Origin of the sequence: Pontibacillus sp. HMF3514 (assembly GCF_009858175.1) — a bacterium.
Lineage (GTDB): Bacteria > Bacillota > Bacilli > Bacillales > BH030062 > Pontibacillus.
This window is the reverse complement of record NZ_CP047393.1, coordinates 666,708-690,857: the sequence shown is the minus strand read 5'-3', so window position 1 is coordinate 690,857 and position 24,150 is coordinate 666,708. Positions and strand designations below refer to the sequence as shown.

Annotated in this window: 19 protein-coding genes and 1 tRNA gene; 4 read left to right on the top strand and 16 right to left on the bottom strand. The window is 38.8% G+C overall.

Features of this window, described 5'->3' with window-relative positions; translation table 11 throughout:
* Window positions 1–143: 143 nt before the first annotated feature.
* The 10 genes from ppx to GS400_RS03600 form a co-directional block, all read right to left on the bottom strand.
* Complete coding sequence (gene ppx / locus GS400_RS03645) at window positions 144–1,685, bottom strand: exopolyphosphatase (protein WP_160099093.1); 1,542 nt, start codon at window positions 1,683–1,685, stop codon at window positions 144–146.
* A gap of 139 nt (window positions 1,686–1,824) precedes the next feature.
* Window positions 1,825–3,789, bottom strand: coding sequence for a diguanylate cyclase (locus tag GS400_RS03640; RefSeq protein ID WP_160099091.1), 1,965 nt, complete (start codon window positions 3,787–3,789; stop codon window positions 1,825–1,827).
* A 218-nt stretch (window positions 3,790–4,007) separates the two neighbouring features.
* Window positions 4,008–5,903, bottom strand: coding sequence for a PrkA family serine protein kinase (locus GS400_RS03635; protein ID WP_160099089.1), 1,896 nt, complete (start codon window positions 5,901–5,903; stop codon window positions 4,008–4,010).
* Between the two features lie 407 nt (window positions 5,904–6,310).
* On the bottom strand, window positions 6,311–7,531 hold the full coding sequence (locus GS400_RS03630) for a hemolysin family protein (protein WP_160099087.1): 1,221 nt from the start codon (window positions 7,529–7,531) through the stop codon (window positions 6,311–6,313).
* 192 nt (window positions 7,532–7,723) lie between these two features.
* Window positions 7,724–8,197, bottom strand: a complete 474-nt coding sequence (gene trmL, locus GS400_RS03625) for a tRNA (uridine(34)/cytosine(34)/5-carboxymethylaminomethyluridine(34)-2'-O)-methyltransferase TrmL (RefSeq protein WP_160099085.1) — start codon at window positions 8,195–8,197, stop codon at window positions 7,724–7,726.
* A 46-nt stretch (window positions 8,198–8,243) separates the two neighbouring features.
* A complete protein-coding gene (locus tag GS400_RS03620; protein WP_160099083.1) occupies window positions 8,244–9,116 on the bottom strand; it encodes an amidase domain-containing protein in 873 nt (290 codons plus the stop codon).
* 627 nt (window positions 9,117–9,743) lie between these two features.
* The gene (locus GS400_RS03615) at window positions 9,744–10,274 is read right to left on the bottom strand and encodes a methylated-DNA--[protein]-cysteine S-methyltransferase (RefSeq protein WP_160099081.1); all 531 of its coding nucleotides are present in this window, start codon (window positions 10,272–10,274) and stop codon (window positions 9,744–9,746) included.
* A gap of 53 nt (window positions 10,275–10,327) precedes the next feature.
* Window positions 10,328–11,479 (bottom strand): tRNA epoxyqueuosine(34) reductase QueG, encoded by a 1,152-nt coding sequence (queG, locus tag GS400_RS03610; RefSeq protein WP_160099079.1) that lies wholly within the window; start codon window positions 11,477–11,479, stop codon window positions 10,328–10,330.
* 36 nt (window positions 11,480–11,515) lie between these two features.
* Complete coding sequence (locus GS400_RS03605; protein WP_160099077.1) at window positions 11,516–13,225, bottom strand: ABC-ATPase domain-containing protein; 1,710 nt, start codon at window positions 13,223–13,225, stop codon at window positions 11,516–11,518.
* Between the two features lie 193 nt (window positions 13,226–13,418).
* A tRNA-Gly gene (locus tag GS400_RS03600) sits at window positions 13,419–13,492 on the bottom strand.
* Between the two features lie 364 nt (window positions 13,493–13,856).
* Here GS400_RS03600 and GS400_RS03595 point away from each other — a divergent pair.
* The 4 genes from GS400_RS03595 to GS400_RS03580 are packed head-to-tail and all read left to right on the top strand — an operon-like array spanning window position 13,857 to window position 17,302.
* Window positions 13,857–14,783, top strand: coding sequence for a metal ABC transporter solute-binding protein, Zn/Mn family (locus GS400_RS03595; RefSeq protein WP_160099075.1), 927 nt, complete (start codon window positions 13,857–13,859; stop codon window positions 14,781–14,783).
* A gap of 16 nt (window positions 14,784–14,799) precedes the next feature.
* Complete coding sequence (locus GS400_RS03590) at window positions 14,800–15,549, top strand: metal ABC transporter ATP-binding protein (RefSeq protein WP_160099073.1); 750 nt, start codon at window positions 14,800–14,802, stop codon at window positions 15,547–15,549.
* A 5-nt stretch (window positions 15,550–15,554) separates the two neighbouring features.
* Window positions 15,555–16,424, top strand: a complete 870-nt coding sequence (locus GS400_RS03585; RefSeq protein WP_160099071.1) for a metal ABC transporter permease — start codon at window positions 15,555–15,557, stop codon at window positions 16,422–16,424.
* Window positions 16,421–17,302, top strand: a complete 882-nt coding sequence (locus tag GS400_RS03580) for a metal ABC transporter permease (protein WP_160099069.1) — start codon at window positions 16,421–16,423, stop codon at window positions 17,300–17,302. The genes GS400_RS03585 and GS400_RS03580 overlap by 4 nt, the downstream gene beginning before the upstream one ends.
* A gap of 101 nt (window positions 17,303–17,403) precedes the next feature.
* Here GS400_RS03580 and ilvA read toward each other — a convergent pair whose 3' ends face one another.
* The 6 genes from ilvA to ilvC are packed head-to-tail and all read right to left on the bottom strand — an operon-like array spanning window position 17,404 to window position 24,115.
* On the bottom strand, window positions 17,404–18,441 hold the full coding sequence (ilvA, locus tag GS400_RS03575; RefSeq protein WP_236561110.1) for a threonine ammonia-lyase: 1,038 nt from the start codon (window positions 18,439–18,441) through the stop codon (window positions 17,404–17,406).
* Window positions 18,407–18,985 (bottom strand): 3-isopropylmalate dehydratase small subunit, encoded by a 579-nt coding sequence (leuD, locus tag GS400_RS03570; RefSeq protein WP_160099065.1) that lies wholly within the window; start codon window positions 18,983–18,985, stop codon window positions 18,407–18,409. The genes ilvA and leuD overlap by 35 nt, the downstream gene beginning before the upstream one ends.
* A 13-nt stretch (window positions 18,986–18,998) precedes the next feature.
* Window positions 18,999–20,405 carry a 3-isopropylmalate dehydratase large subunit gene (gene leuC / locus GS400_RS03565; protein ID WP_160099063.1) on the bottom strand — a complete coding sequence of 469 codons (1,407 nt, stop codon included), beginning with the start codon at window positions 20,403–20,405 and terminating at the stop codon, window positions 18,999–19,001.
* 19 nt (window positions 20,406–20,424) lie between these two features.
* Window positions 20,425–21,525 (bottom strand): 3-isopropylmalate dehydrogenase, encoded by a 1,101-nt coding sequence (gene leuB / locus GS400_RS03560; protein WP_160099061.1) that lies wholly within the window; start codon window positions 21,523–21,525, stop codon window positions 20,425–20,427.
* A 24-nt stretch (window positions 21,526–21,549) separates the two neighbouring features.
* On the bottom strand, window positions 21,550–23,094 hold the full coding sequence (locus GS400_RS03555) for a 2-isopropylmalate synthase (RefSeq protein ID WP_160099059.1): 1,545 nt from the start codon (window positions 23,092–23,094) through the stop codon (window positions 21,550–21,552).
* Complete coding sequence (gene ilvC / locus GS400_RS03550; RefSeq protein ID WP_160099057.1) at window positions 23,081–24,115, bottom strand: ketol-acid reductoisomerase; 1,035 nt, start codon at window positions 24,113–24,115, stop codon at window positions 23,081–23,083. Before ilvC ends, GS400_RS03555 begins: the two co-directional genes overlap by 14 nt.
* Window positions 24,116–24,150: the final 35 nt, after the last annotated feature.

The window sequence follows — 24,150 nt, the reverse complement described above, 5'->3', positions numbered from 1 at the left end:
AAGACATATGTGTTTATACGAATTTTACCAAGTGTTTATAAGCGAAATATAGATTTGATATAAAGTTATTGTTAACCAAGTGATGATCCGATATTAGGCTTGATGTCATAACTTTTATAGAAAAAAGAGGTAGCTTTAATATGCTACCCCTCATATGGTTGGAAACAAACGTGTACATTTCGTTTAATGGCTTTTTCAAGATGTTTTTTCTGTTTTTCTACTTGATATTCTTCTGGTAAAGACTCCTGATTACAATACACCTGCATATGCAAACTTTCTTTTTGGATATCAACTCGAATGTCTTCTACAATGCCTCTTCTAGTAGAATCTAAACTAAATGAAAACTTCGTAATAGCTCCTAATAAGCGAAGCTTTTTCTTCTCCTCTTTTAAGAACCAATGCTTGTATGGGTGAAAAAATTGTTTAAAAATTGATTTACTTTTGAATGAAGCAATTAAAGCAACCTTCAATCGATCTTTATGAAAGAGTCCATCAATTGTTCGATTAGCTAGTAAATAGAAGGTGTGCTGGGAGCTAGATTCTGAATCAATATAACCTCCTAAGTTATACACAAAAGCTCCTCTTTTTAGAAGACTTACATCCTCTTCTGTGAAAGAAAAATCACCATCTCCATGCTCTTGAAGCTCATTAATAATTTTCATAGCTATATCGGTCGTTTTTAGCACATGCTTATAGTTGATATCAAAATCAGAAGCTAGTTCATTAAAGCTTTCTTCAATTACATTTGGAAAGATTGAAATGCCAAAATCTGTTGTAAGTTGCTCATTAAACACACCATCACGCAAGCCTTTTCTACTCAATACAAAAGATTTTGCACCCACAACATCATATAAAGATTCAAAAACCTCAATAGCAGGCAAGATAATATCTGCTCTATCTTTTGTCAGACCCTCTACCTTTTGTAGTTTTTTAAAGTTTAAAGTCATTAAATATTGCTTTATAAATTGGATATCATGGTCTTTTATACTGTATTGATGCAGACCTGCAAGTGGGTACTCTTTTAAGGATTGATCTACTTGAGCAAGGTTGCGAGCACTTCCCCCTATTCCGATTAATGGGACATTGCGACCTTTTAACCAAGGTAGTGATTCGAACTGATCTTTTAGATAACTGCTTAGTTTCCTCATTTCCTGTTCGGTTGGAACGTCACCTTTGACAAACATGTTTTTCAGCGTCAACGCACCGAAAGGAAAACTATGGGAATATTGAATTTTGCGGTTTTCAAAATAGGTTACCTCCGTACTTCCTCCACCAATATCAATGGTAACCCCCTCTGATATTGAAGTGGAATTTACCACAGCTAAGTAACCATAATACGCCTCTTCTTGTTCAGATAAAATTAACATATTGTAACCTATCTGAGCTTCCACTCTCGAGATAATCTCGTCTTGGTTCGTAGATTGACGAATGGTTGCGGTTGCAACACAAACAAGCTGGTCTAATTCATAAGAATCCGTTACTTCTTTAAAGCTCTTCAATATCTTTAAAAGGCTTTGGATACCGTCTTCACTCAACTCACCACTATCTTCTAAATAATTACGTAAGCGAGCCACAGCCTTAACATTTTCTACTTCTTTAAACCTTCCACTCTTATTCCGAAGATAGATTACAAGTCGAACCGTATTCGACCCTATATCAATAATGGCATAATGATGTCTGCTCAAAAGTTACCCACCTTTATTAATGCAGTACTAGAATGGTTTCAGTATAGCATATTTATACCCCTTTATGCCTTAATCGTAAGCTCATGATTCTAAAGGATTCGACATAAAATCAGAATAAATTCTTTAGAGCAATTTTATATTAAATGTTATCAATCGTATCCGCTTTAACCTGGTTCCTGCCGTTTTCTTTTGCTACATACAATCCACTGTCTGCAGCTTGTATCAAATCTTCTTTATTTATGTGCTCTTGAGGGATAACTGAAGCAACCCCTACACTTACTGTGACCACTGGTTTCACTTTGGATGATTTATGTGGAATGGATAGTTGCTCTATATCTGAACGTATCTTTTCTGCTACAGCTCGTGCTCCATCCAGGTTAGTCTCTGGTAAAATAACAGAGAACTCTTCACCACCGTACCTTGCTACGAAATCACGCGGTCGATTAACAGAAGCTTTTATCGAACGAGCTACCTGCTTAAGACATGTATCTCCTTGAAGATGTCCATAAGTGTCATTGTAGAACTTAAAATGGTCAATATCGAGCATGACCAAGGATAGAGCTCTTCTATTAGCCAACGCATCATCCCACTCTGTGGCTAAGGTTTCATCATAATAGCGTCGATTCGGAATTCCTGTAAGCCCATCTAATTGTGATAGTTCTCGTAACATTTGATTGGCATCTTTCAATTGCTGTTCAATCTCTTTTTGTTCTGTTACGTCATGGATTATTCCCATTATAGCTTTTTGACCATTGTATTCAATCAGCTTTGTCCCAACATTAGCTTGAACGATGTTTCCTGCTCTATGAAGGAATCGAACATCATTCAATCGCTTGCTTACCTCATTTGTTTCCATTGCTCTAGTGATTCGATATGCTACTAATTCACGATCTTCTGGATGGATAAACTCAAATATTGATTCTCCTAGAAGATCTTCAATTTGATCTACTCCTATGAAACTTAAAGCTTTATCATTTATAAACTCAATTTTTGTATCCTTTAATACAAAGATCACTTCTGGCGAAAGGTGAATTAAGCTGCGATATTGCTCTTCACTTTCCTGAATCTTCTTCTCTGTTTGTTTTTGTACAGATATATCATGTGCAACTCCAATTACACCAATAATTTCTTCCTCAATAATAATAGGAGCCGTATTAACAGTAAGATACACAATCGTCCCATTCTTATGAACAAGTTCAGTCTGGAACGTTACAGACTCGCCCTCTTTAACCTTTTTAAAATTCCAAAGTGTATCCTCAATGCATTCTTTATCGATAAGAGGAACAAAAGATGACCCTTGTAAATCTTCTTTGGAATACCCAGTAATGAGTTCAGCGGATCTATTTACTTGCTGAAAATGCCCTTGTAAATCAAGTGTAAAGGTTGCACTTTGATTATATTCAAATAGAGATTTATATTGTTGTTCTCTATGTAAAAGTTGATTCTTCATCTTTTCCAAGTAGTAGTTTGACTCTTCCAACTTTTGATTGGTTTGCTGTAATTTATAAAAGTTTTGATTCGATTGAAATATGTAATTTGCAACATAGAAGGCTACAATTCCTCCAAATAAAGCTATAATCCAATCTATTTTATAAATACTAATTAAAGCTTCTTTGTTATCGTTAAAGACAACTAGCGTGATGTAAAGTGCTATATATACAATAACTATACTGACCACATTCATAACAATTGATTTCATAGCAGGTTTAAACGGTAATTTTGTCATAATCGCACACACAATACCGATAGAAAACATGAGTAACATGGCAGTTATAGAGACTTCTGAAAAACCTCCAACTAAAATCACACGTGCTATACCAATGATGAATGCCGATCCCAAAGCAGCCGGAATCCCAAAAAACACAGCTGCGATAACAGTAGCAATATGCCTTAAATCAACGATTACCTCAGCATTCACCTGAATGCTAAATAACATTAAGATAATGCCAAGCACCCCAAACAATCCACCAGCAACAAGTTGGGTATCTAAACGATGGAATATAGATTGATAGATATCCCCCTTGTGTACTTCCTTAGATAACAACCCTATGATAAACAAATAAGCTATGATCACCGCAACGTTCATGGTTAAATCTAAAATCATTCATACGCCTCCATATACTCGATAACTAAATCCTACCAGAAAGTAAGCCAAATGTACTACTTAATGTGTGAATTTTTTTAATATATTCTGTTAGAAATTTTTTGACCTTTATTCTAGCCTCTTAAAAGAATGACTTGGAACCACTATATACTTATCGCACAAAAATATACCAGCCCACATATGGTTCTCATGTAGACTGGTATCAGATTTAATTTTATTTATCGATTCAACAAACTCCCAACATAACGTAACAATTCATTCGCTGATGAAGAGTTATACCCGTAGCTATCAACAAGGGTAGCTATAACCTCATTCACCTTCTTCAACTGTTGCTCATCTGGAGTCTTCGTAGAAGTTGTGATCTTAACAACGTCTTTCAGATCAGTAAATAGTTTCTTTTGGATCGCTTCTCGTAGTCGTTCATGTGAAGAATAATCGAATTTCTTACCCTTACGAGCATAGGCTGAAATTCGAATAAGGATCTCCTCTCGGAATGCTTTTTTGGCATTTTCTGAGATTCCGATTTGCTCCTCTATGGAACGCATAAGCTTTTCATCTGGATTTAATTCTTCGCCTGTAAGTGGATCGCGAAGTTTCGTTTTATTACAGTACGCCTCAACATTATCAAGATAGTTATCCATGAGTGTTTTAGCCGATTCATCATAAGAGTACACGAATGCTTTTTGTACTTCTTTCTTCGCAATCTCATCGTATTCTTTTCGTGCTATCGAGATAAAGTTTAAATAGCGTTCCTTATCTTCTTTAGAAATTGAGGCATGATTAGATAATCCATCTTTTAAGGAACGTAAAACATCGAGTGCATTAATAGAAGTCATTTCTTTTTTAATAATCGTTGAAGAGATACGGTTGATCACATAACGAGGGTCAATTCCACTCATACCCTCATCATGATGCTCATTCTTCAACTCTTCTACATCAACATCACTAAAGCCTTCTACCGCTTCCCCGTCATAAAGACGCATTTTCTTAAGCAGGTCTACCTGGTTATTCGTAGAATCTTTCAGACGTGTCAAAATCGTAAACATCGCTGCTACTTTTAAGGTATGAGGGGCAATGTGCACATCTTTAATATCACTTTGGCCAATCATTTTTTCATAAATACGTTCTTCCTGAGTGACTTTCAAGTTGTAAGGTACAGGCATGACAATCATACGTGAGTGTAATGCTTCGTTTTTCTTATTAGCAATAAACGAACGATATTCCGATTCGTTTGTATGAGCGATAATCATTTCATCCGCGCTAATCAAAGCAAATCTTCCCGCTTTAAAGTTTCCTTCTTGCGTAAGAGATAGCAAGTGCCACAAAAATTTCTCGTCACACTTCAGCATTTCTTGGAATTCCATGATTCCTCGGTTTGCTTTATTCAACTCTCCATCAAAGCGATAAGCACGTGGGTCAGATTCTGATCCGTACTCTGCAATCGTTGAAAAATCGATCGACCCAGTTAAGTCTGCAATGTCCTGTGATTTCGGATCAGATGGGCTAAAGGTGCCAATTCCTGTTCGCTTATCCTCCGATAAAAAGATTCGCTCAACTTTCACATCCTCAATACGCCCTCCATATTCTTCTTCCAGACGCATCAAATTCAGAGGTGACAGGTTACCTTCAATCCGTACACCGTACTCTTCTGCAAAATCCTCACGTAAGTGATGCGGCACTAAGTGTAGAGGATCCTCATGCATAGGGCATCCTTTAATGGCATAAACCGCTCCTTCATCTGTATGAGAGAAACGCTCTAATCCTCTTTTCAATAAGGTAACTAAGGTAGATTTACCACCACTTACAGGCCCCATTAAAAGTAAAATTCGTTTACGAACATCTAACCGCATAGCTGCTGGGTGAAAATATTCTTCCACTAATCGTTCCATTGCTTCTTCTAAACCAAAGATTTCATTATCAAAGAACTTGTAGTTGAACTTCCCATTTTCTTCTTCAATGCCCGAATGCTTAATCATATTATAAACCCGTGAATGAGCCGACTGTGCAAGATATGGTCGTTCTTTCAACATCTCTAAATACTCTGCAAACGTCCCTTCCCACTTCAATTTTTCCTCTTCTTCCCGGTAGTCTTGAATCTTTTTTAAAATGTCCACGTAAAAGACCTCCCCTGTCGATGTTGGGCATTTGCTAATTAGTACAGTCTATGACAAGGGGGAGAGAAAAATGAGTTTGAGTTGGAACATTCGACCGTTTTTCATTTTATTAAGATAATTACATTTGAACGGATAAATGTGACAACAACATGAAAAATACATCATTATTTTACTTTTTCATTCACACTTTTGTATAATTTGGGTATAATAAATAATAGCGACTTTAGACGTATGGATTACATAAGGAGGCCAATACATGAAATTAACTTTACTAATGGGTGTCATCGTGACGTTTATTGTATCGATCTTCACTGCTGGCTATGACACGAAAAGATAACTTAAATAAATCATTAAACGCTCAGAGTTCATGCTCTGAGCGTTTTCTATATGAGAACTCAATCTCAAATTTATTTTATAATTTTAACCTTTTTAATTTTTCTTCCTTCGATCTCTAATATTTTGAATGTTAGATTATTCTTCTCTAATATCGAGCCTTCCTCAGGGAATTCACTGAACTCTTCTAATAAATAACCTGCTAAAACATCTTTATCCTCGGGTATTTCTGTTTCAAATAATGAATTTAATTTATGCAGCGTGATTTTCCCATGGCAGATTATCTCGGTTGCCGTTATTTTTTCTACAATAGAATCCTCTTCAGCATCCATTTCGTCTTCAATTTCTAATCCTATCATGGCTTCAATGGTATCTTCATGGGTGAGAATTCCCTCCGTACCACCATATTCATCTAATACAATGGCCATATGATTCTTCTCCTTGGTCATTTTTCGAAAAACCCACTCAACATTGTGAAACTCATACACAATCAATGGATCCTTATAACAAAAGTCTTCTAACGGCTTTTCGATATCCATGGACCAAGAAACTAAATATTTAGAATGAAAAATGGCTATGATATCATCCATATCTTTTCCATAAACAGGATATCGTGTATATGGGTTTTGAATAACTACATCTCGTACTTCTTCAAAGGATGCAGTACTTGGTAGTGCAGTAATCTCTACTCTTGGTGTTTGTAGTACATCTTTTACATTTAATTTATAGAAGTCTAAAACACCTTTAATTCGTTGATATTCAGCTTTATTAAACGTCCCTTCTGAATCAGCTACATCCACCATTGTTCGTAACTCTTCTTTGGATACAGTTACATCACTTGTTTTCCCTTTAGCTATAGCATTGGTAACAAATCCAGTCAGCCAATTTAAGACAATTGTAACTGGCTTAAATACTAAGACAAAAAACCGAATAACTGGAGACACCGTTAAAGCAATGCGATCGGGATATGCTGCTGCTACGGATTTTGGAATAACTTCAGAAAAGATAATAATGGTAACTGTTAAAATAGCTGATGCTACACCTACATTATACCCATATTGAATAGCGAGAGTAGTAACAAGTGTTGGAAGCAAAATATTCGCTATATTATTTCCAATCAGTATCGTTGTAATAAACTCACTGGGGCGAGATATTAGATTTAAAAGCTTTTCTGCTTTTTTATCATTTTGGTTTACTTTTGATTGAAGTTTCATCTTATTGGTCGCTGTCAAAGCTGTCTCACTTCCTGAGAAAAAGAGCGAGACAAATAATAAGAGTATTATGGCAATAATCACAAGGATACGTCCTCCTAGATATTATGGTTTTATGAAAAGTCGATGTTGATTTTATGTAATACAAACAATAAACTAACTAGAACTTTAATTATAAACTTAACAACTCTTTATAGAAAATAAATCGAAATAAAAAAAGGACTAACCCTTTAAGATTAGTCCTTCCCCTTAAAATTCTTTTTGACACCCTAAGAATTACTCTAACCCAGGGAACCCTTGTTGCCTCATCACTTCATACACAATAACAGCTGCTGTATTGGATAAATTCAATGAACGCACTTTATCATTCATATGAATACGCAGGCAACGTTCTTCCTTTCCTTCAAGTAAGGACGTCGGGATTCCATCTGTTTCCCTTCCAAAGACAAACAAAATATCTTCTTCTGGATCACTGTAATCAAAATCTGTCCAATAGCCTGTTCCAAAGTTTTCAATATAGTAAAAGCTTCCCTCAGGAAAGGACTCGTATAATTCCTCTATACCGTCATAATAACGAATATCAACATCATGCCAATAATCCAACCCAGCTCGACGAAGCATTTTATCATCTGTAGAAAAACCGAGTGGACGAATTAAATGGAGCACGGTATTCGTTGCTAGGCATGTTCTTGCAATATTTCCCGTGTTTGCGGGAATCTCAGGTTGATACAACACAATATGGAGTGGCATCACGTTCACCTCTTCCTTGTACTAACCTGAGTATTATATCATATTTTCATTCACCAATTCGGAAAAATTTATATTGAATTTGAGGCGTATATGCAGTGGAGTCCTCATAATTCCAGAAACGATGGTAGCTATTCGATGTATGAGCATTTACTAATGGCTCATCATTTGCATCCTTAGCCACCACAATCGTTGTGTGATTCCATCGCCCATCTCCCTCGAAATCGTAACAGATGATATCACCTAATAAAAGGTCAGAAGCCCTCTCTACAGACTTTCCTTTCACACCTTGTTTAGCACCACTTAAGTACCACCTCATAGCATTGGCAACGGTCCAACTATAACTCCAAGTCTTAGCCGTGTACCACCAACCCTTGGAACGACTGGGTGATCCCCACATGGGTGCACCGCCTGCACGCAAACATTGTGAAATGAAATTTGTGCAATCATTTTCAAATGTGCGGAAAGCTGGATTGTAATCATTCCACCAACGATTGGCATATTGCACAGCTTTTTGACGATCATAAGTAAACCTAGTTTCTAAAGAAGAGACATCCTCCCATTCCAAACTACCGTTTTGCCTTGGCTCATCATGTACACTTGATTCTATAGGTGCATCTGAAATAAGAGTTCCATTTTTAAAAGTAGCTCGATGAGGTTTCTCCGCTTCTTCTATATAAAATTCTTTCCCATTTTTAATGAAGAGAGTCACATATAACGTATAGTCCATAATAAGATACTGCCCTGAAGGCTGTACTGTTCGAAAAGGTACACCTTCAGCCATCAAACGTGCCACATGATTTCCGCGCTCTTCATGTTTCGTCACCTTTCTAGAAATCCATGACTCCTCATCCATTCGATTTAATTTCACTTGTTCTATTTGACTTTGCCAATAGGAATTAAGTTTTTTTACGAACGACATGGGCAGTCCCCCTCTCCTACAATTTATGAGGGGATTCTGTTCTATATGATAAAGTTAACCTGGCGTTTGAGGTCCATTTTGTATGCGCTTTTTCTTATTGTTACTATTTAAGTCGTTCTTCCATTAAAGCCCACTTATGTTGAAGACTTGGATTCGAGATAATACGAGCTTTTCATCGCCTACCCGAGCGATTCCGTCACTTACCCGAGCGATTCCGTCGCCTACCCGAGCGATTCCGTCACTTACCCGAGCGATTCCGTCGCCTACCCGAGCGATTCCGTCACTTACCCGAGCGATTCCGTCGCCTACCCGAACGATTCCGTCACCTACCCGAGCGATTCCGTCACCTACCCGAGCGATTCCGTCACTTACCCGAGCGATTCCGTCGCCTACCCGAGCGATTCCGTCACTTACCCGAGCGATTCCGTCGCCTACCCGAGGGATTACCGTCGCCTCCCCGAGGGATTACTGTCCCTTCCCAAGAGACCACAGCCCGCCGATCTGCATAGACATAACGGAACCATCCCGCACCTACTTATTCAAGATAACTGCCATTTAACGGAATAAAAAACATAACCTAAAAGCCAATCATCTTAACTGCTAACAAAAAATGCAAGTGCCACTCCTCTAAAGAGAAGCGACACTTGCATGTTCATGTGATAATAATTGTTTTTTCTTATCAAGTCCGCCAGCGTAGCCGACAAGAGCACCATTGCTCCCGATTACGCGATGACAAGGAAAGATAATTGAAATTGGATTTTTGTTTACCGCTCCCCCTATTGCTCTAACAGCACGAGGAGCTTGAATCGTTAATGCTATATCTTTGTAAGACCGTGTTTCACCATATGGGATATCCCTTAAGGAATTCCATACACGCTTCTGAAAATGTGTACCATAAAAGTCGAACTGTAATTCGAAGTCATCTCTTTGATCAGCAAAGTATTCTTGTAGCTGTTGTTTCACGTCTTGAAACTTCTCATCATCGTGAACAAATTCCACACATAAAAAATACTTCCTTGCCCAACTACTAACCTTCGACTCTACATCCCTTAAGCTTCCATAATCAATGCGACACAGTCCTTTATCTGTTGCGAATAACGTTAGAAGACCTACTGGCGACTCCATTTCATTGTAATAAAGAAAGGAACGTTTTGACATAATAACCCCTTCTTATTGAAAGATTTTTCATCATTGTACATGGTATTCAGTCTTTATGAAAGTTGTTTATGCTCTTTTTCTAGTAAATTTAACCCTTTTTCCATTTCAGCTACTACTTCGTCATCGTTTTCTTTCTGTTTTGCTAGCGTAATGGCATCATATGCATCTAGGTTCCCAATCTTTCCTAATGCCCATGCAGCCGTTCCTCGAATGACTGGACGAGGGTCTTCTTTCATGAGTCGAACTAAATCATCATTTGCTGAATCATCTTTGAAATGAGCTAACGCTAGTATAGCATTACGTTGGATAGGCTTTTTACCTCTCCATGATCCCGCCATCTCTCCGTAAGTTTCTTTGAACTCACGGTTCGAAATAGACAACAGTGGTTTAAGTTTTGGCTTCACTTTTTCAGGGTCTGGTTGGAACTCTTCGTGTATTAAATTTCGTTTCCGTTTATTTTTAGGACAAACTGTTTGGCATGTGTCACAGCCATATAAACGATTCCCAATCACTCCACGATACTCATCAGGTAAGAAGCCCTTCGTTTGCGTTAGAAAAGCAATACATTTTTGAGCGTTTAATTGTCCGCCCTGAATCAATGCACCTGTCGGACAGGCATCTACACAAATGTTACAGTCCCCACAACTATCTTCAACGGGCTCATCAGGAGAAAAAGGAATGTTTGTAATCATTTCACCAAGATACACATAGGATCCATACTCTTCTGTAATCAGATTTGTATTTTTTCCCGTGAAACCAATACCTGCACGCTCAGCTACAGCACGGTCAGACAATTCGCCTGTGTCTACCATAGAACGAAATACAAAACCAGGATATTTTTCTTCTAAATATTCCGCTAGTTTATTTAAACGATCACGTAGAACATCATGATAATCTTGGCCCCAAGAAGCACGGCAAAATAGGCCACGTCGATCACCTTTTACACTCTGGGGAGCATCTTTTAATTTAGATGGATAGGCAAGTGCAATGGAAATAATCGACTTGGCTTCTGGCACAAGGTTTTGTGGTTCTGTTCGTTCATCCACTGTTCCTTTTTCAAAACCAGATTGGTACCCGTTCTCTTGCTGAGCACGAAGTCGTTCCTTGAGTTCTGTAAAAACATCAGGTGATGCAATGCCGATCTTATCAATCCCAATCGATTTACTATACTCAATCATATCTTCTTTTAGCTGATGAATGTTCATTCCTTTCCCTCCTTTCCTGAGATTATTGTAACGTTTTTATTGAAATTGCTCCACTTGGCTAGAGCGCATGCGATTCAATGTAGCAGCAATTTCATGGCGACGAGGTCGAGCAAGGTCACCTGGGTGCTGTTGTGGAAATGGCGTAAAGGACGCTAATCCTTTCGTATCCATCTGCTTTTCAATTTCATCTAACAACTCAGGTAAGTTACGCTTTGTTTTCAACCACCCTTTTTGTTCTAAATGTAAAAGCACTTCAGCAATCATTCGGGTTTGGGATACATGGATTAACTGTTCTACATAATGTAGAGAAATTTCATGCTGGCCCATCAAAATAAGTGTACGACCTTTTGCTTGAACCTTAGACTTTTTCCCTTTACGGCTATCCAAACTCTTTGGTTGGAAATGACGATTTGGAATCGCTCCAAACTCTTCGCCACCTTCTCGCTCACGGTGAAATGGATGTTGTTGAGCAATTTCACGTGCTTTTTCGGTTACATTATAAGGTAGATATTGGTCTAGCATGATCACTTCATCTGCCGCTTCAAAGTAATCGCCAGAACCCCCCATAACTAAAATGGTTGATACATCTAAGCTATCACGTAATTGCTTAATTTTATCAATAAACGGAGTAATCGGTTCTTTTTCTTTCACAACTAGTTCTTGCATTCGTTCATCACGAATCATAAAGTTTGTGGCACTCGTGTCTTCATCAATCAACAGTGTTGATGCACTAGCTTCAATAGCCTCCATGACATTAGCTGCCTGAGAGGTACTACCACTTGCGTTTTCTGTTGTGAATTGGACCGTGTCTTCTCCATGAGGAAGGTTTTTGATAAACGGCGATATATTCACATTGGAAACATGTCGACCGTCTTCTGCACGAACCTTCACTGCATCCTCATCTGTTACAACATATTCACGTCCGTCTCCCTTAATATGAGGATACACCCCTCGTTCCATTGCTTTCAATAGGGTACTTTTTCCGTGGTAACCTCCTCCAACAATAAGCACAATTCCTTTGTTTAAGGCCATGCCTGTTAGAGGCTTATCTCGGTGAGGGATATCAATCGATACACGGTTCGCATCTGGACTTTCAAAAGGAATTGCATTTTTCATAGGACGATTGCTAATACCACTTTCCCGAGGGAGAATAGAACCATCAGCTACGAACGAAACCCAACCATTCTCTTTCATTGTGTTCTTAATAGCATCGTGTTGATCAGCTAACTGACAAACTTCTTCAAAAACATGATCGTTCATGGAAAATACAGAACGCTCTAATATAGAAGGAATCGCTTCAAAAAATAGCTTTTCTGCTTCCTTTCCATTTATACGACGACCATTTGCGGGTAGGCCTACAGAAAGGCAAACAACCGTCTGATTATTTTCAATCGATACAGCTGTACGATCTATAATTTCTTGACCAGGTGCGTCAATGGAAATGGCTCCACTTTTCCCTGATCCTTTAATCATAGATTTATCTTTTACAATAGCCTTTGCAACATGACGAGCAATTACATCTTCAGCGTATAATTTTCGAGATTTTGTCTCTTTCCATTGTGGTCGAACCTCTCTAGTTGCATTCGGAATGATTAATCGAATTTTAGAGGGCGCTGCAAATGGATCTCCCTGAACATAGTCGATCGCTACATCATATGTTTGAAATGTATAAGTTCCTTGTATATCTTTATAAGCTTTATAACTTTTCCCATCTATTCTTCGTAGGTTTTGTTGTAATTGTTTCATACAAATACACCCTTTCTTAGGTATAGACTGCTCATGTTAAATAGCCCTACCTTACAATGTATCCGTTTTATATATAAGAAAAACACGATATCCAAAAGCTATAATGAATTCGTGAGTTAAAATTGCGCATGAAAAAACGCAATGCTTCGTTTCCACACCTTTAAACGAAACACTGCGTTGGCAACATAAAATATGGAGCGGGTGATGGGAATCGAACCCACGACATCAGCTTGGAAGGCTGAGGTTTTACCACTAAACTACACCCGCATTTGGGTTAATCAATTATAGCTAACAAACTGCTTTACATCAGTAGTTAGAGAAGTTGTATGTACAACTTATCGATCACAAATTTTATATTAACAAATCCTTAATATAAGATCAATAAAAACTTAAAAATTTTGTCGAAATCTTTTCTTTCACTTATTTTAAGCTAAGCTGTTGACTTATTTTTGCTAAGGGTATATATTTTGCACTAAGGAAACTTTCATAGACGGAGTTAATTTTTTATTATTTGTGCACATATTTAAAAGCAAGGCATATATTTTATTAGAGTTTTAAGAGCGATTTTTTTTTTGCTTTGTTTTTTGCGCATGACCAACAATATTAACTTGTACAAAAGGAGATGGAAACAATGAAAAAACTATTATTCATGCTTGTATTCCCAGCACTACTTCTAGCTGGATGTAACAATGCAGCTTCATCCGGAGATCAAAACGGGGACGGAAAAGTAAAAGTCGTAACAACAATTGCTCAAATTGCTGATGTTGCTAGAAATGTTGGCGGAGAAAATGTTGAGGTTGAAAGCTTAATGGGTCCAGGAACAGACCCTCACTTGTATAAAGCAACACATAGTGACATAGAGTCGCTTCAAGAAGCCGATATTATTTTTTACAACGGCCATCACTTAGAAGGTCAAATGAACAAAGTATTCAAAAAAATGCGTAAACAAAAACCTACTTATGCAGTAGCAGAAAGTATTCCTGAAGAAAAAATGGATGCTGACCCAGAAAACCCTGAAATCTATGACCCTCACGTATGGTTTGATGTAACCATGTGGCAATACACGGTTGATGAAGTGGCTAAGGGTTTAAGTGATTTAGATCCTGACAACAAAGAGGCTTATGAAAAAAATGCTAAAGACTATAATCAAAAGTTAGATGAACTTCATAAATATGCCAAAGAGCAAATCAATAAAATTCCAGAAGAAAGCCGAGTACTTGTAACTGCTCATGACGCATTCCACTATTTTGGTAAAGCTTACGGGATGGAAGTTAGAGGTTTACAAGGACTAAGTACTGAATCGGAATTCGGACTAAAGGATGTACAAAGAATTGTAAATCTATTATCAGAACGAAACATAAAAGCTGTATTCGTTGAAAGCAGCGTATCTGAACGTTCTATAAATGCCGTTGTTGAAGGTGCAAAAGAAAATGGTCATAACGTGAAAATTGGCGGGGAGTTGTACTCAGACGCAATGGGACCTGAAGATACAAAAGAAGGCACTTACATTGGCATGTTCAAACACAATGTTGAAACGATCGTGAACGCTCTTAAATAAGGAGAGGAGATTTTCCATGAACGCTTTAACAATTCAAAATCTATCCGTGACGTACGATAAACAATATGCTTTAGAAGACGTAAGTTTCAGTATTCCTGAAGGTTCTTTAACAGGAATTATCGGACCAAACGGTGCTGGAAAGTCTACACTAATCAAAGCCATCTTGCGCCTGATACCTACTCTTTCAGGAGAAGTTACGGTTTACGGGAAACCATATAAAAAACAACGAAGTTTAGTAGGATATGTCCCACAACGCAGTGAAGTTGATTGGGACTTTCCAACAAACGCTTTAGATGTTGTGCTCATGGGGCGCTACGGTCACATCGGTTGGATTAAGCGCCCCAATAAAAAAGAAGTGCAATACGCACTAGATTGCTTAAAGAAAGTTGGTATGGAAGAATTCGCTGACCGACAAATCAGTCAGCTATCAGGTGGTCAGCAACAACGTGTTTTCCTTGCACGTGCATTAGCTCAAGATGCTCAAGTGTATTTTATGGATGAACCATTCGTTGGAGTAGATGCTGCAACAGAAAGAGCCATCATTAAATTAATGCAAGAATGGAAAGAACAAGGTAAAACAGTACTCGTCGTACACCATGATTTACAAACCGTAAAAGACTACTTTGATCACTGTTTATTACTAAACAAAAAACCTATCGAGTGCGGTCCAACATCAGATGTATTCACAATGGATAACTTACAACGCACATATGGTGGCTCCATATCATTTCTTGGAAACAATCAAGTAATGATGCAAGGAGGGTGATCTGAATGAACGAGTTTCTGGAATTTCTATCTAGTGCTAATACTCAGTGGGTGTTAATCGGTTCAATCATCCTTGGTTTTGCCAGTGGTTTAATCGGAAGTTTTGTTCTTTTAAAGAAACAGAGCTTAATTGGGGACGCTATGGCTCATGCTACACTGCCTGGAGTTTGTGCAGTCTACATTATTTTTAACGTAAAATCCATCCCCCTCTTTCTAGTTGGAGCTGCATGTACTGGACTATTAGCAACCTATTTAATTCAGGCTATTGTAAAACATTCTAGAATTAAGACAGATGCATCTATAGGGGTTGTTCTCTCTGTTTTCTTTGGTTTTGGTATTGTCCTATTAACGTATATCACGAAGAATACACAAGGAAATAGAAGTGGCCTTGATGAATTTATCTTTGGTCAGGCAGCAGCAATGGTTAAAAGTGATATTCAAGTCATTGCATTGGGCTCTCTAATCATTATTATTGTTAGTGCACTGTTCTTTAAAGAATTGAAAATATCGATTTTTGATCCACAGTATGCAAAAGGTATCGGTTTACCTGTCAGCCTCTTTAACCTAATTCTAATGGGCTTAGTTGTAGGGATCGTAGTAGTCGGAATTCAAATGGTTGGTGTTGTCTTAATTGCTGCGCTTCTCATCACGCCACCTTTGGCAGCCCGATATTGGACTGATCGCCTTGGGCGAATGGCCTTTTTATCAGGATGTATAGGCGCCATTTCTGGTGTAGTTGGCACATTAATTAGCACCGCAGGAGATGGTCTGCCTACAGGTCCCCTGATTGTATTATGTGCATCTGTTATATTCCTTGTTTCATTACTGTTTGGTGCACGTAAAGGATTGATTGTAAAGGCGGTGAGAACGACATGAGTTATAGTGCATGGATTATACTAACAGGATGTCTCGTTGGGGTGACTTGCGGCGTTACAGGAGCATTACTTGTTTTAAGAAAAATGGCTATGCTAGCTGATGCCATCAGTCACACTGTTCTACTTGGTATTGTAGGTGCATTTTTGGTGACACACTCCTTAAATGGTATTCCTATGTTAATTGGTGCAGCTATTGTAGGTGTACTAACAGCCGTTATGGTGCAAGCACTGGATTCAAGCGGAGTTCAATCTGATGCTGCAATTGGAGTTGTATTTACTTCCTTATTTGCCCTAGGGGTCGTTCTTATCTCCTTTATAGGAGATAATGTTCACTTAGATGTTCAGCACGCTTTAATGGGAGAAATCGCATTTATTCCCTGGGATACACTCACGATTAATGGTGTCGACCTTGGACCAACAGCTGTATGGATGCTAGGTGGAGTTTTACTTTTAAATATTTCAATCATCTTACTTCTCTATAAAGAAATAAAAATCAGCACATTTGATCCACAATTGGCATTATCGATAGGGGTTCCTGTAGTCTTTATTCACTACCTGCTTATGACGATGGTTTCCTTCTCGACAGTTGCTTCATTTGATAGTGTAGGAGCTATACTCGTTGTAGCTATGCTTATTGTCCCTGGTTCTAGTGCTTACCTTTTAACAGATAAATTTGGTATGATGCTCATCCTAAGTGGAGTTATAGGAGCGTTATCTGCTTTAGTTGGTTATGGAGGAGCCGTATTATTCGATGTATCCATTTCAGGAGCTATTGCCTCTGCAACAGGGGTATTATTTACACTGTGCTTCATGCTTAGCCCTAAGCATGGCATGATTGCAAAATGGTTCCGTAGGAAAAAGATGCAACAAAGTGTATAAAAGTTTAGCATAATAAAGCACATGCGCCTTTCAAAATGAAGGCGCATGTGCTTTTATATTGTTTCAGCTTTCATTGTTGGAACTTACAAAACATTTCATACCTATGCCGTAAAATGCATCCGCTTAGCTAGTTTTTGTATTTTTGGTAGAGAACCAATATCCATATTCCCTCCACTAACAACTACACCACAATGCTTTGATTGAATGCGTTTATTATGGGTGAATAAAGCTGCTAGCGTTGCTGCTCCTGCTCCTTCTATTAAGGACTTATTACGTTCTAGCATGTAAACCATAGCAGAAGCAATCTCTTCATCTGTTACAGTTACGATGTCATCTACATACTTATTTATTAATGGTAAGGTATGTGTTCCTGGCTGTTTGACTGCAATTCCTTCTGCAATTGTAGGTGAGTTAAGGTTGTTTAATTTTTTCTGGTGATAGTTCTCATATACTGGTGTTGCTTTACTAGCCTGAACCCCTATCACTTTAACGTTCGGATTCTGTTCCTTAACAGCAACGGCCATGCCACTAATGAGACCACCACCACCAATCGGCACTAAAATCGTATCTATATTCTTTTCTTGCTCTAGCATTTCCAATCCAATAGTACCCTGCCCTGCCATGATGTCATAATCATCAAATGGATGAATGTAGACACAATCATCTTGGGCCTGTTTCCTTAAAGAGGCTTCATAGGCTTCTTGGAAGTTCTCTCCGATTAACACAACTTCGGCACCATAAGATCGAGTTGCATCTACTTTTGCCAACGGCGTTTTTTCTGCCATGAATATAGTCGCTTTCACACCTAACTGAGCTGCCGCATGGGCTACACCTTGTGCATGATTTCCTGCTGAGGCAGTAACAACTCCCTTATTCAGCTCTTCCTTAGGGAGCTGCATCATTTTAAAGCTAGCTCCTCTATACTTAAATGCCCCTGTCTTTTGCTGGTTTTCCATCTTGAAATAAACGTCTTTTCCTAGTAATTCATTAGTTGTCGTTGATGTTAATAATGGTGTTTGGTGAACGATAGGCTTGAGACGTTCCATCGCAGTCCGAACTTTATCACCCGTTAAGCAATTCCCAATGTACTTCACTCCTCTTTTTTTATACTTTTTCGTGCTCCTCAATCTTATCTTCATGCTGTAGTGTTAAAGCAATTTCATCCCAGCCATTTAACAACTTTTCCTTGTGATAAACTGGAATATCAAAATGTACTACTTGTTGGTCAGCATTTTTAACCGTTTGATTTTCTAGATCAACAGTTAATGATAACGTTGAATTCTCCGCTTGTTCCATCCATTCATCAAGCTGTTCTTGCTCCATTTGGATTGGAATGATCCCATTTTTCAATGCATTATTATAAAAAATATCTGCAAAACTAGGAGCAATGATCACGCGAAACCCATAATCTAATAATGCCCAAGGTGCATGTTCCCTTGATGACCCACATCCAAAGTTCTCACCAGCTAATAAAATTGTGGCGTTATCATATTTAGGGTTATTCAATCCAAAATCAGCTCTTCGATTCCCATCATCATCAAATCGCCAATGATAGAATAGAAATTGACCAAATCCGCTTCTTTCAATTCGCTTTAAAAATTGCTTTGGGATAATCTGGTCTGTATCAACGTTTGAACGATTTAATGGATACACAAGTCCTGTATGCTCTTGAATAGCTTCCATTCCCTATCACTTCCTAATTTAATACTCCTGCAAATTGGCGAACATCTACAAACTGACCTTCAATAGCAGCTGCTGCTGCCATTTCAGGGCTAACTAAATGCGTTCGTGCTCCATTGCCTTGTCTTCCTTCAAAGTTCCGGTTAGAAGTTGATGCACACCTTCCACCAGGTGGAACAATATCATCATTCATCGCTAAACACATGCTACAGCCAGCCTCGCGCCATTCAAAGCCTGCTTGCTTGAATATCGTATCCAAACCTTCTTTTTCAGCTTGTAATTTCGTACTAAATGAACCCGGAACGACTATAGCTCTTACATTTTCATTTACTTGCTTACCTTGTACAATTGCAGCTGCCTTTTTCAAATCACTTAAGCGTGAATTTGTACACGACCCAATAAAGACATGATCAATATCAATAGAGGAGATAGGCTGTTTTTCTTCTAGTCCCATATATTCTAAAGCTCGTTCTACACCTTCTACATCTTCCACTTCGTCCAATCCTGGGGTTCTTCCACTCACAGGTACACCCATACCTGGATTTGTTCCCCACGTAACTTGCGGTTCCACTTCATCTGCCGCAATGGTTAGCGTTTTATCATAGACAGCACCTTCATCAGTAGCTAATTCTCTCCATTGCTCAGCAAGCTCTGTAAATGCTTCTCCCTCTGGAACATGTTTTTTCCCTTTTAAATACTCCACTGTTTTTTCATCAGGACTAATTAATCCAGCACGAGCACCCGCTTCAATAGACATATTGCATACGGTCATTCGTCCTTCCATCGATAAGTTTCGGATTGCCTCACCCGTAAACTCAATGACATGACCCGTGCCAAAACGAACACCGTATTTAGCAATAATCGCCAAAATAAGGTCCTTAGCTGTAACACCCGTTCCCAGATCTCCTTCAACATGGACGTTTAGGGTTTTGGGGCGGTCTTGCCACAAGGACTGCGTAGCTAACACATGTTCAACTTCACTAGTACCAATACCGAAAGCAAGCGCTCCAAATGCACCATGTGTAGATGTGTGACTATCTCCACAAACAATGGTTTTACCCGGTTGAGTTAGTCCTAGCTCTGGACCAATTACGTGTACGATCCCTTGGTTGGGGTTATTCATGTCCGCTAGCGTAATGCCATTCTCTTCACAATTTTTCTTCAACGTTTCCATCTGCTTTTGAGAAACTTGATCTTTAATGACATCTCTATTTTTGGTTGGGACGTTGTGATCCATTGTGGCATACGTTAAATCTGGGCGTCGTACTTTTCTTGAATTCATGCGTAAGCCTTCAAAAGCCTGAGGTGAAGTTACCTCGTGAACAAGATGTAAATCAATATAAAGTAAATCGGGCTTTCCTTCCTCCTCATGCACAACGTGTTTATCCCATATCTTTTCAATAATGGTTTTAGGCTGTACCAATTTATCGCACCTCCTCTATTTAGGCATACATACTACAGATACAATCTGAGACACTGTTAGATGTGATATGATCCACTACCATTTTTGTTATTTCTTTCGTTCCAACTTGCTTACCACCCTCAATATGCAAGTCCGCTGTATGGTAACCTTGCTCCAGACATTCATTGACGGCTTTTTCAATCTTCGCTGCTTCTTCCTCTAGTTGAAAAGAATGTCGTAGCATTAAAGCAACAGATAAGATCATGCCCAGCGGATTAACGACCCCTTTTCCTGCAATATCGGGAGCCGATCCGTGTACAGGTTCATAAAGTCCAACTCCATCCGAGCGAATGCTAGCAGATGGTAACATTCCCAATGATCCCGTTAAAACGGAAGCCTCATCACTTAAAATATCACCAAATAGATTCTCCGTTACGATGACATCAAATTGCTTGGGCTGCGTAATTAACTTCATGGCAGCAGCATCAACAAGTTCATGCTCTACTGTAACATCAGGATAATCCTTGCTTTTTTCATCTACGATTTCACGCCAAAGTCGGCTTGATTCTAAGACATTTGCTTTATCAACAGAAGTTAAGTGATTATTCCTTAACCTTGCGCTTTGGAAGGCTTTATCAATAATTCGTTCCATTTCACTTCGGTGATAGGAAAGTGTGTCAACTACTGCATTGTCACGTCTTTCACTAGGTTTACCAAAGTAAAGACCACCTGTTAATTCACGAATAATCAAGATATCGCTATCCTTAATAATCTCTTCTTTTAAAGGTGATGTGTGAAGCAGAGGAGCAAAACCTTTTACTGGCCGTAAGTTAGCAAACAACCCTAATGTTTTACGGATCCCTAGCAATCCTTTTTCCGGCCTCATATGACCAGGAAGGGAATCCCATTTACTTCCTCCTACCGCTCCTAATAGAATAGCATCGGAATTTTGACATGCATTAATGGTTTCTTCCGGTAAAGGTGTTTCATATCGATCTATTGCATCACCACCAATAGCATGCTGGTGGTATGTGAAGGTATGGCCGTATTCACTAGCTACTGTATTGAGAACCACCTTAGCTGACTCCATAATTTCTGGGCCAACACCATCACCTGGAAGCATTATTAGTTGTTTGTTCACAGTTTACCCTCCTCAAAACGCCTGTTATTCGACGACTTCTTTGCTATCAAATGTGACCTGTTGCATGATATAGCGATTTACGGCATTTAGAAATGCATTAGCAGATGATTCAACTACATCTTGTTTTGTTGCTCTACCATTTACCTTTTCTCCATTGACTAATAGTTGTACATGCGAGTTAGCTAGAGCATCCTTACCACGCCCAACAGAACTTAGTTGGTAATCTACTAACTGCACATCCTCATCGATTAATTCATCTAAAGTTTCATATAGGGCTTCAACACTACCTTGTCCTGTACGTGCTGACTGAACGGCTGATCCTTCAGGTTTTCTCAACCTTACAGTGGCAGTTGGTATATTGGCTGTACCATACTGAACCTGAAACATTTCTAGCTCATATTTATTAAATGGCTCTGAATCTGTTTGCACTTCCATTAATAATGTAAATACATCATCATCTGTCACTTCTTTTTTATGATCAGTTAATTCTTTAAATCGTTTAAAGGCTTCTTTAATATGATCCTCACTAAGGTCAATGCCCATTTCTTTCACTTTATCTACAAATGCATGGCGGCCTGAATGTTTCCCTAGGAATAATGAATTGGATTTAACCCCAACCATTTCAGGGGTTATAATTTCGTAAGTTGATGCATTCTTTAAAACCCCATCCTGGTGAATGCCTGACTCATGAGCAAATGCATTATTCCCTGTTACAGCTTTGTTTGCTTGAACATTCATTCCTGTTAGTCTTGCAACTAGATCACTCGTACGTTTAATCTCTTCCAGCTGTAGATCGGTGGAATAATCGTAATAGTCTGAGCGAATCTTTAGGGCAACTGCGATTTCTTCCAAAGCTGCATTTCCAGCACGTTCCCCAATTCCATTAATGGTACCTTCCACTTGGGTAGCGCCATTTTCAACTGCAGCAATCGTATTTGCGACAGCCATTCCTAAGTCATTATGGCAATGACAGGATAGACTCACCTGGTCAATATTTGGAACTGTTTCACGAACATATTTAAATAATTCTCCGTATTCATGTGGTGTTGAATATCCAACTGTATCAGGTAGGTTAATGACATCAGCTCCTGCATCAATCACCTTTTCAATAATGCGAGCTAGGAAGTTCCAATCTGACCTTGATGCATCCTCTGCAGACCATTCCACTTTCGGAAATTTCTCTTTAGCATAAGAGACCATACTTACAGCCGTATCCATGACTTGTTCTGGAGTCTGCTTCAGCTTATACGTCATATGAATAGGTGAAGTAGCTAGAAAAATATGCAGACGGGGTTCTGCGGCTCCCTTTAGTGCTTCCCATGCTGTATCGATATCCGATTTCACCGCTCTAGCTAATCCTGTAACAGATGCATGTTGAATCGTATCAGCAATCTTTTTCACTGCATTAAAATCACCTTGAGAGGAAGCGGGGAATCCCGCCTCCATCCGATCTACACCGAAACGCTCAAGCTGTTTAGCAATTTCTAGTTTTTCTAGTTGATTTAGATTAACTCCAGGAGATTGTTCACCGTCTCTTAACGTCGTATCGAAAATTTTAAGTTGTGACATTGACTTTCACATCCTTTTGTTTTTGTTGGATTGGTTTTTTAACAAAAGGCATTAACTCTCGTAACTCCCTTCCTACATGTTCAATTGGATGCTGATTTTCTCGTGCATTCACTGCATTAAATTTAGGTCGGTTTGCTTGGTTTTCAAGGATCCAACTTTTAGCGAACTCACCTGATTGCACATCCTCTAGAACATCTTTCATACGCTCTTTTGTTTGAGCGTCTACGATTTTAGGACCAGAAACGAAATCTCCCCATTGAGCCGTATCCGAGATGGAGTGACGCATATTTTCTAATCCACCTTCGTACATCAAATCAACGATTAGTTTCATTTCATGTAAACATTCAAAGTAGGCTACTTCTGGTTGATATCCAGCTTCGGTTAACGTTTCAAATCCGGCTTTTACTAGACTAGTAAGTCCTCCACAAAGTACAGCTTGCTCACCAAAAAGATCTGTTTCTGTTTCTTCTTGGAATGTTGTTTCAAGAACGCCTGCTCTTGCTGAACCAATTCCTTGTGAATAAGCTAGTGCCAGTTGCTTAGCATTTCCGGTTACATCTTGTAGAACACCGTATAATGCTGGAACGCCTCCACCATCTTCATAAGTACGACGAACAAGATGTCCAGGTCCCTTAGGAGCTACTAGAAATACATCGACGTCTGAAGGAGGAACGACTTGGCTAAAGTGAACATTGAACCCATGAGCAAAAGCAATAGCATTCCCTGGTTGAAGATTTGGTTTAATGCTTTCTTGATAGATGTAAGGCTGAAGTTCATCTGGCAGAAGAACCATTACAACTTCTGATTCACTTACTGCCTCAGCAACAGGCTTGACTGTAAAACCGTCTTCCTCTGCTTTTTGTTGAGACTTACCAGGTCGCAGTCCTACCACAACGTCATAGCCACTTTCGCGTAGATTCTGTGCGTGTGCATGGCCTTGAGAACCATAACCTACAACCGCTACCTTCTTTTCTAGTAAAACCTCTTTTTGGATATCTTTTTCATAAAGTACTTTTGACATATTGATCTTCCTTTCTACTTTTTATTTTTAATAGT

What these genes read in the sequence shown, in the direction of transcription:
- GS400_RS03640 (WP_160099091.1), bottom strand. Translation starts at nt 3,789, where the DNA reads ATGATTTTAGATTTAACCATGAACGTTGCGGTGATCATAGCTTATTTG.
- trmL (WP_160099085.1), bottom strand. Translation starts at nt 8,197, where the DNA reads ATGCCACTCCATATTGTGTTGTATCAACCTGAGATTCCCGCAAACACG.
- GS400_RS03620 (WP_160099083.1), bottom strand. Translation starts at nt 9,116, where the DNA reads ATGTCGTTCGTAAAAAAACTTAATTCCTATTGGCAAAGTCAAATAGAA.
- GS400_RS03615 (WP_160099081.1), bottom strand. Translation starts at nt 10,274, where the DNA reads ATGTCAAAACGTTCCTTTCTTTATTACAATGAAATGGAGTCGCCAGTA.
- queG (WP_160099079.1), bottom strand. Translation starts at nt 11,479, where the DNA reads ATGAACATTCATCAGCTAAAAGAAGATATGATTGAGTATAGTAAATCG.
- GS400_RS03605 (WP_160099077.1), bottom strand. Translation starts at nt 13,225, where the DNA reads ATGAAACAATTACAACAAAACCTACGAAGAATAGATGGGAAAAGTTAT.
- GS400_RS03595 (WP_160099075.1), top strand. Translation starts at nt 13,857, where the DNA reads ATGAAAAAACTATTATTCATGCTTGTATTCCCAGCACTACTTCTAGCT.
- GS400_RS03590 (WP_160099073.1), top strand. Translation starts at nt 14,800, where the DNA reads ATGAACGCTTTAACAATTCAAAATCTATCCGTGACGTACGATAAACAA.
- GS400_RS03585 (WP_160099071.1), top strand. Translation starts at nt 15,555, where the DNA reads ATGAACGAGTTTCTGGAATTTCTATCTAGTGCTAATACTCAGTGGGTG.
- GS400_RS03580 (WP_160099069.1), top strand. Translation starts at nt 16,421, where the DNA reads ATGAGTTATAGTGCATGGATTATACTAACAGGATGTCTCGTTGGGGTG.
- ilvA (WP_236561110.1), bottom strand. Translation starts at nt 18,441, where the DNA reads ATGAAGATAAGATTGAGGAGCACGAAAAAGTATAAAAAAAGAGGAGTG.
- leuD (WP_160099065.1), bottom strand. Translation starts at nt 18,985, where the DNA reads ATGGAAGCTATTCAAGAGCATACAGGACTTGTGTATCCATTAAATCGT.
- GS400_RS03555 (WP_160099059.1), bottom strand. Translation starts at nt 23,094, where the DNA reads ATGTCACAACTTAAAATTTTCGATACGACGTTAAGAGACGGTGAACAA.
- ilvC (WP_160099057.1), bottom strand. Translation starts at nt 24,115, where the DNA reads ATGTCAAAAGTACTTTATGAAAAAGATATCCAAAAAGAGGTTTTACTA.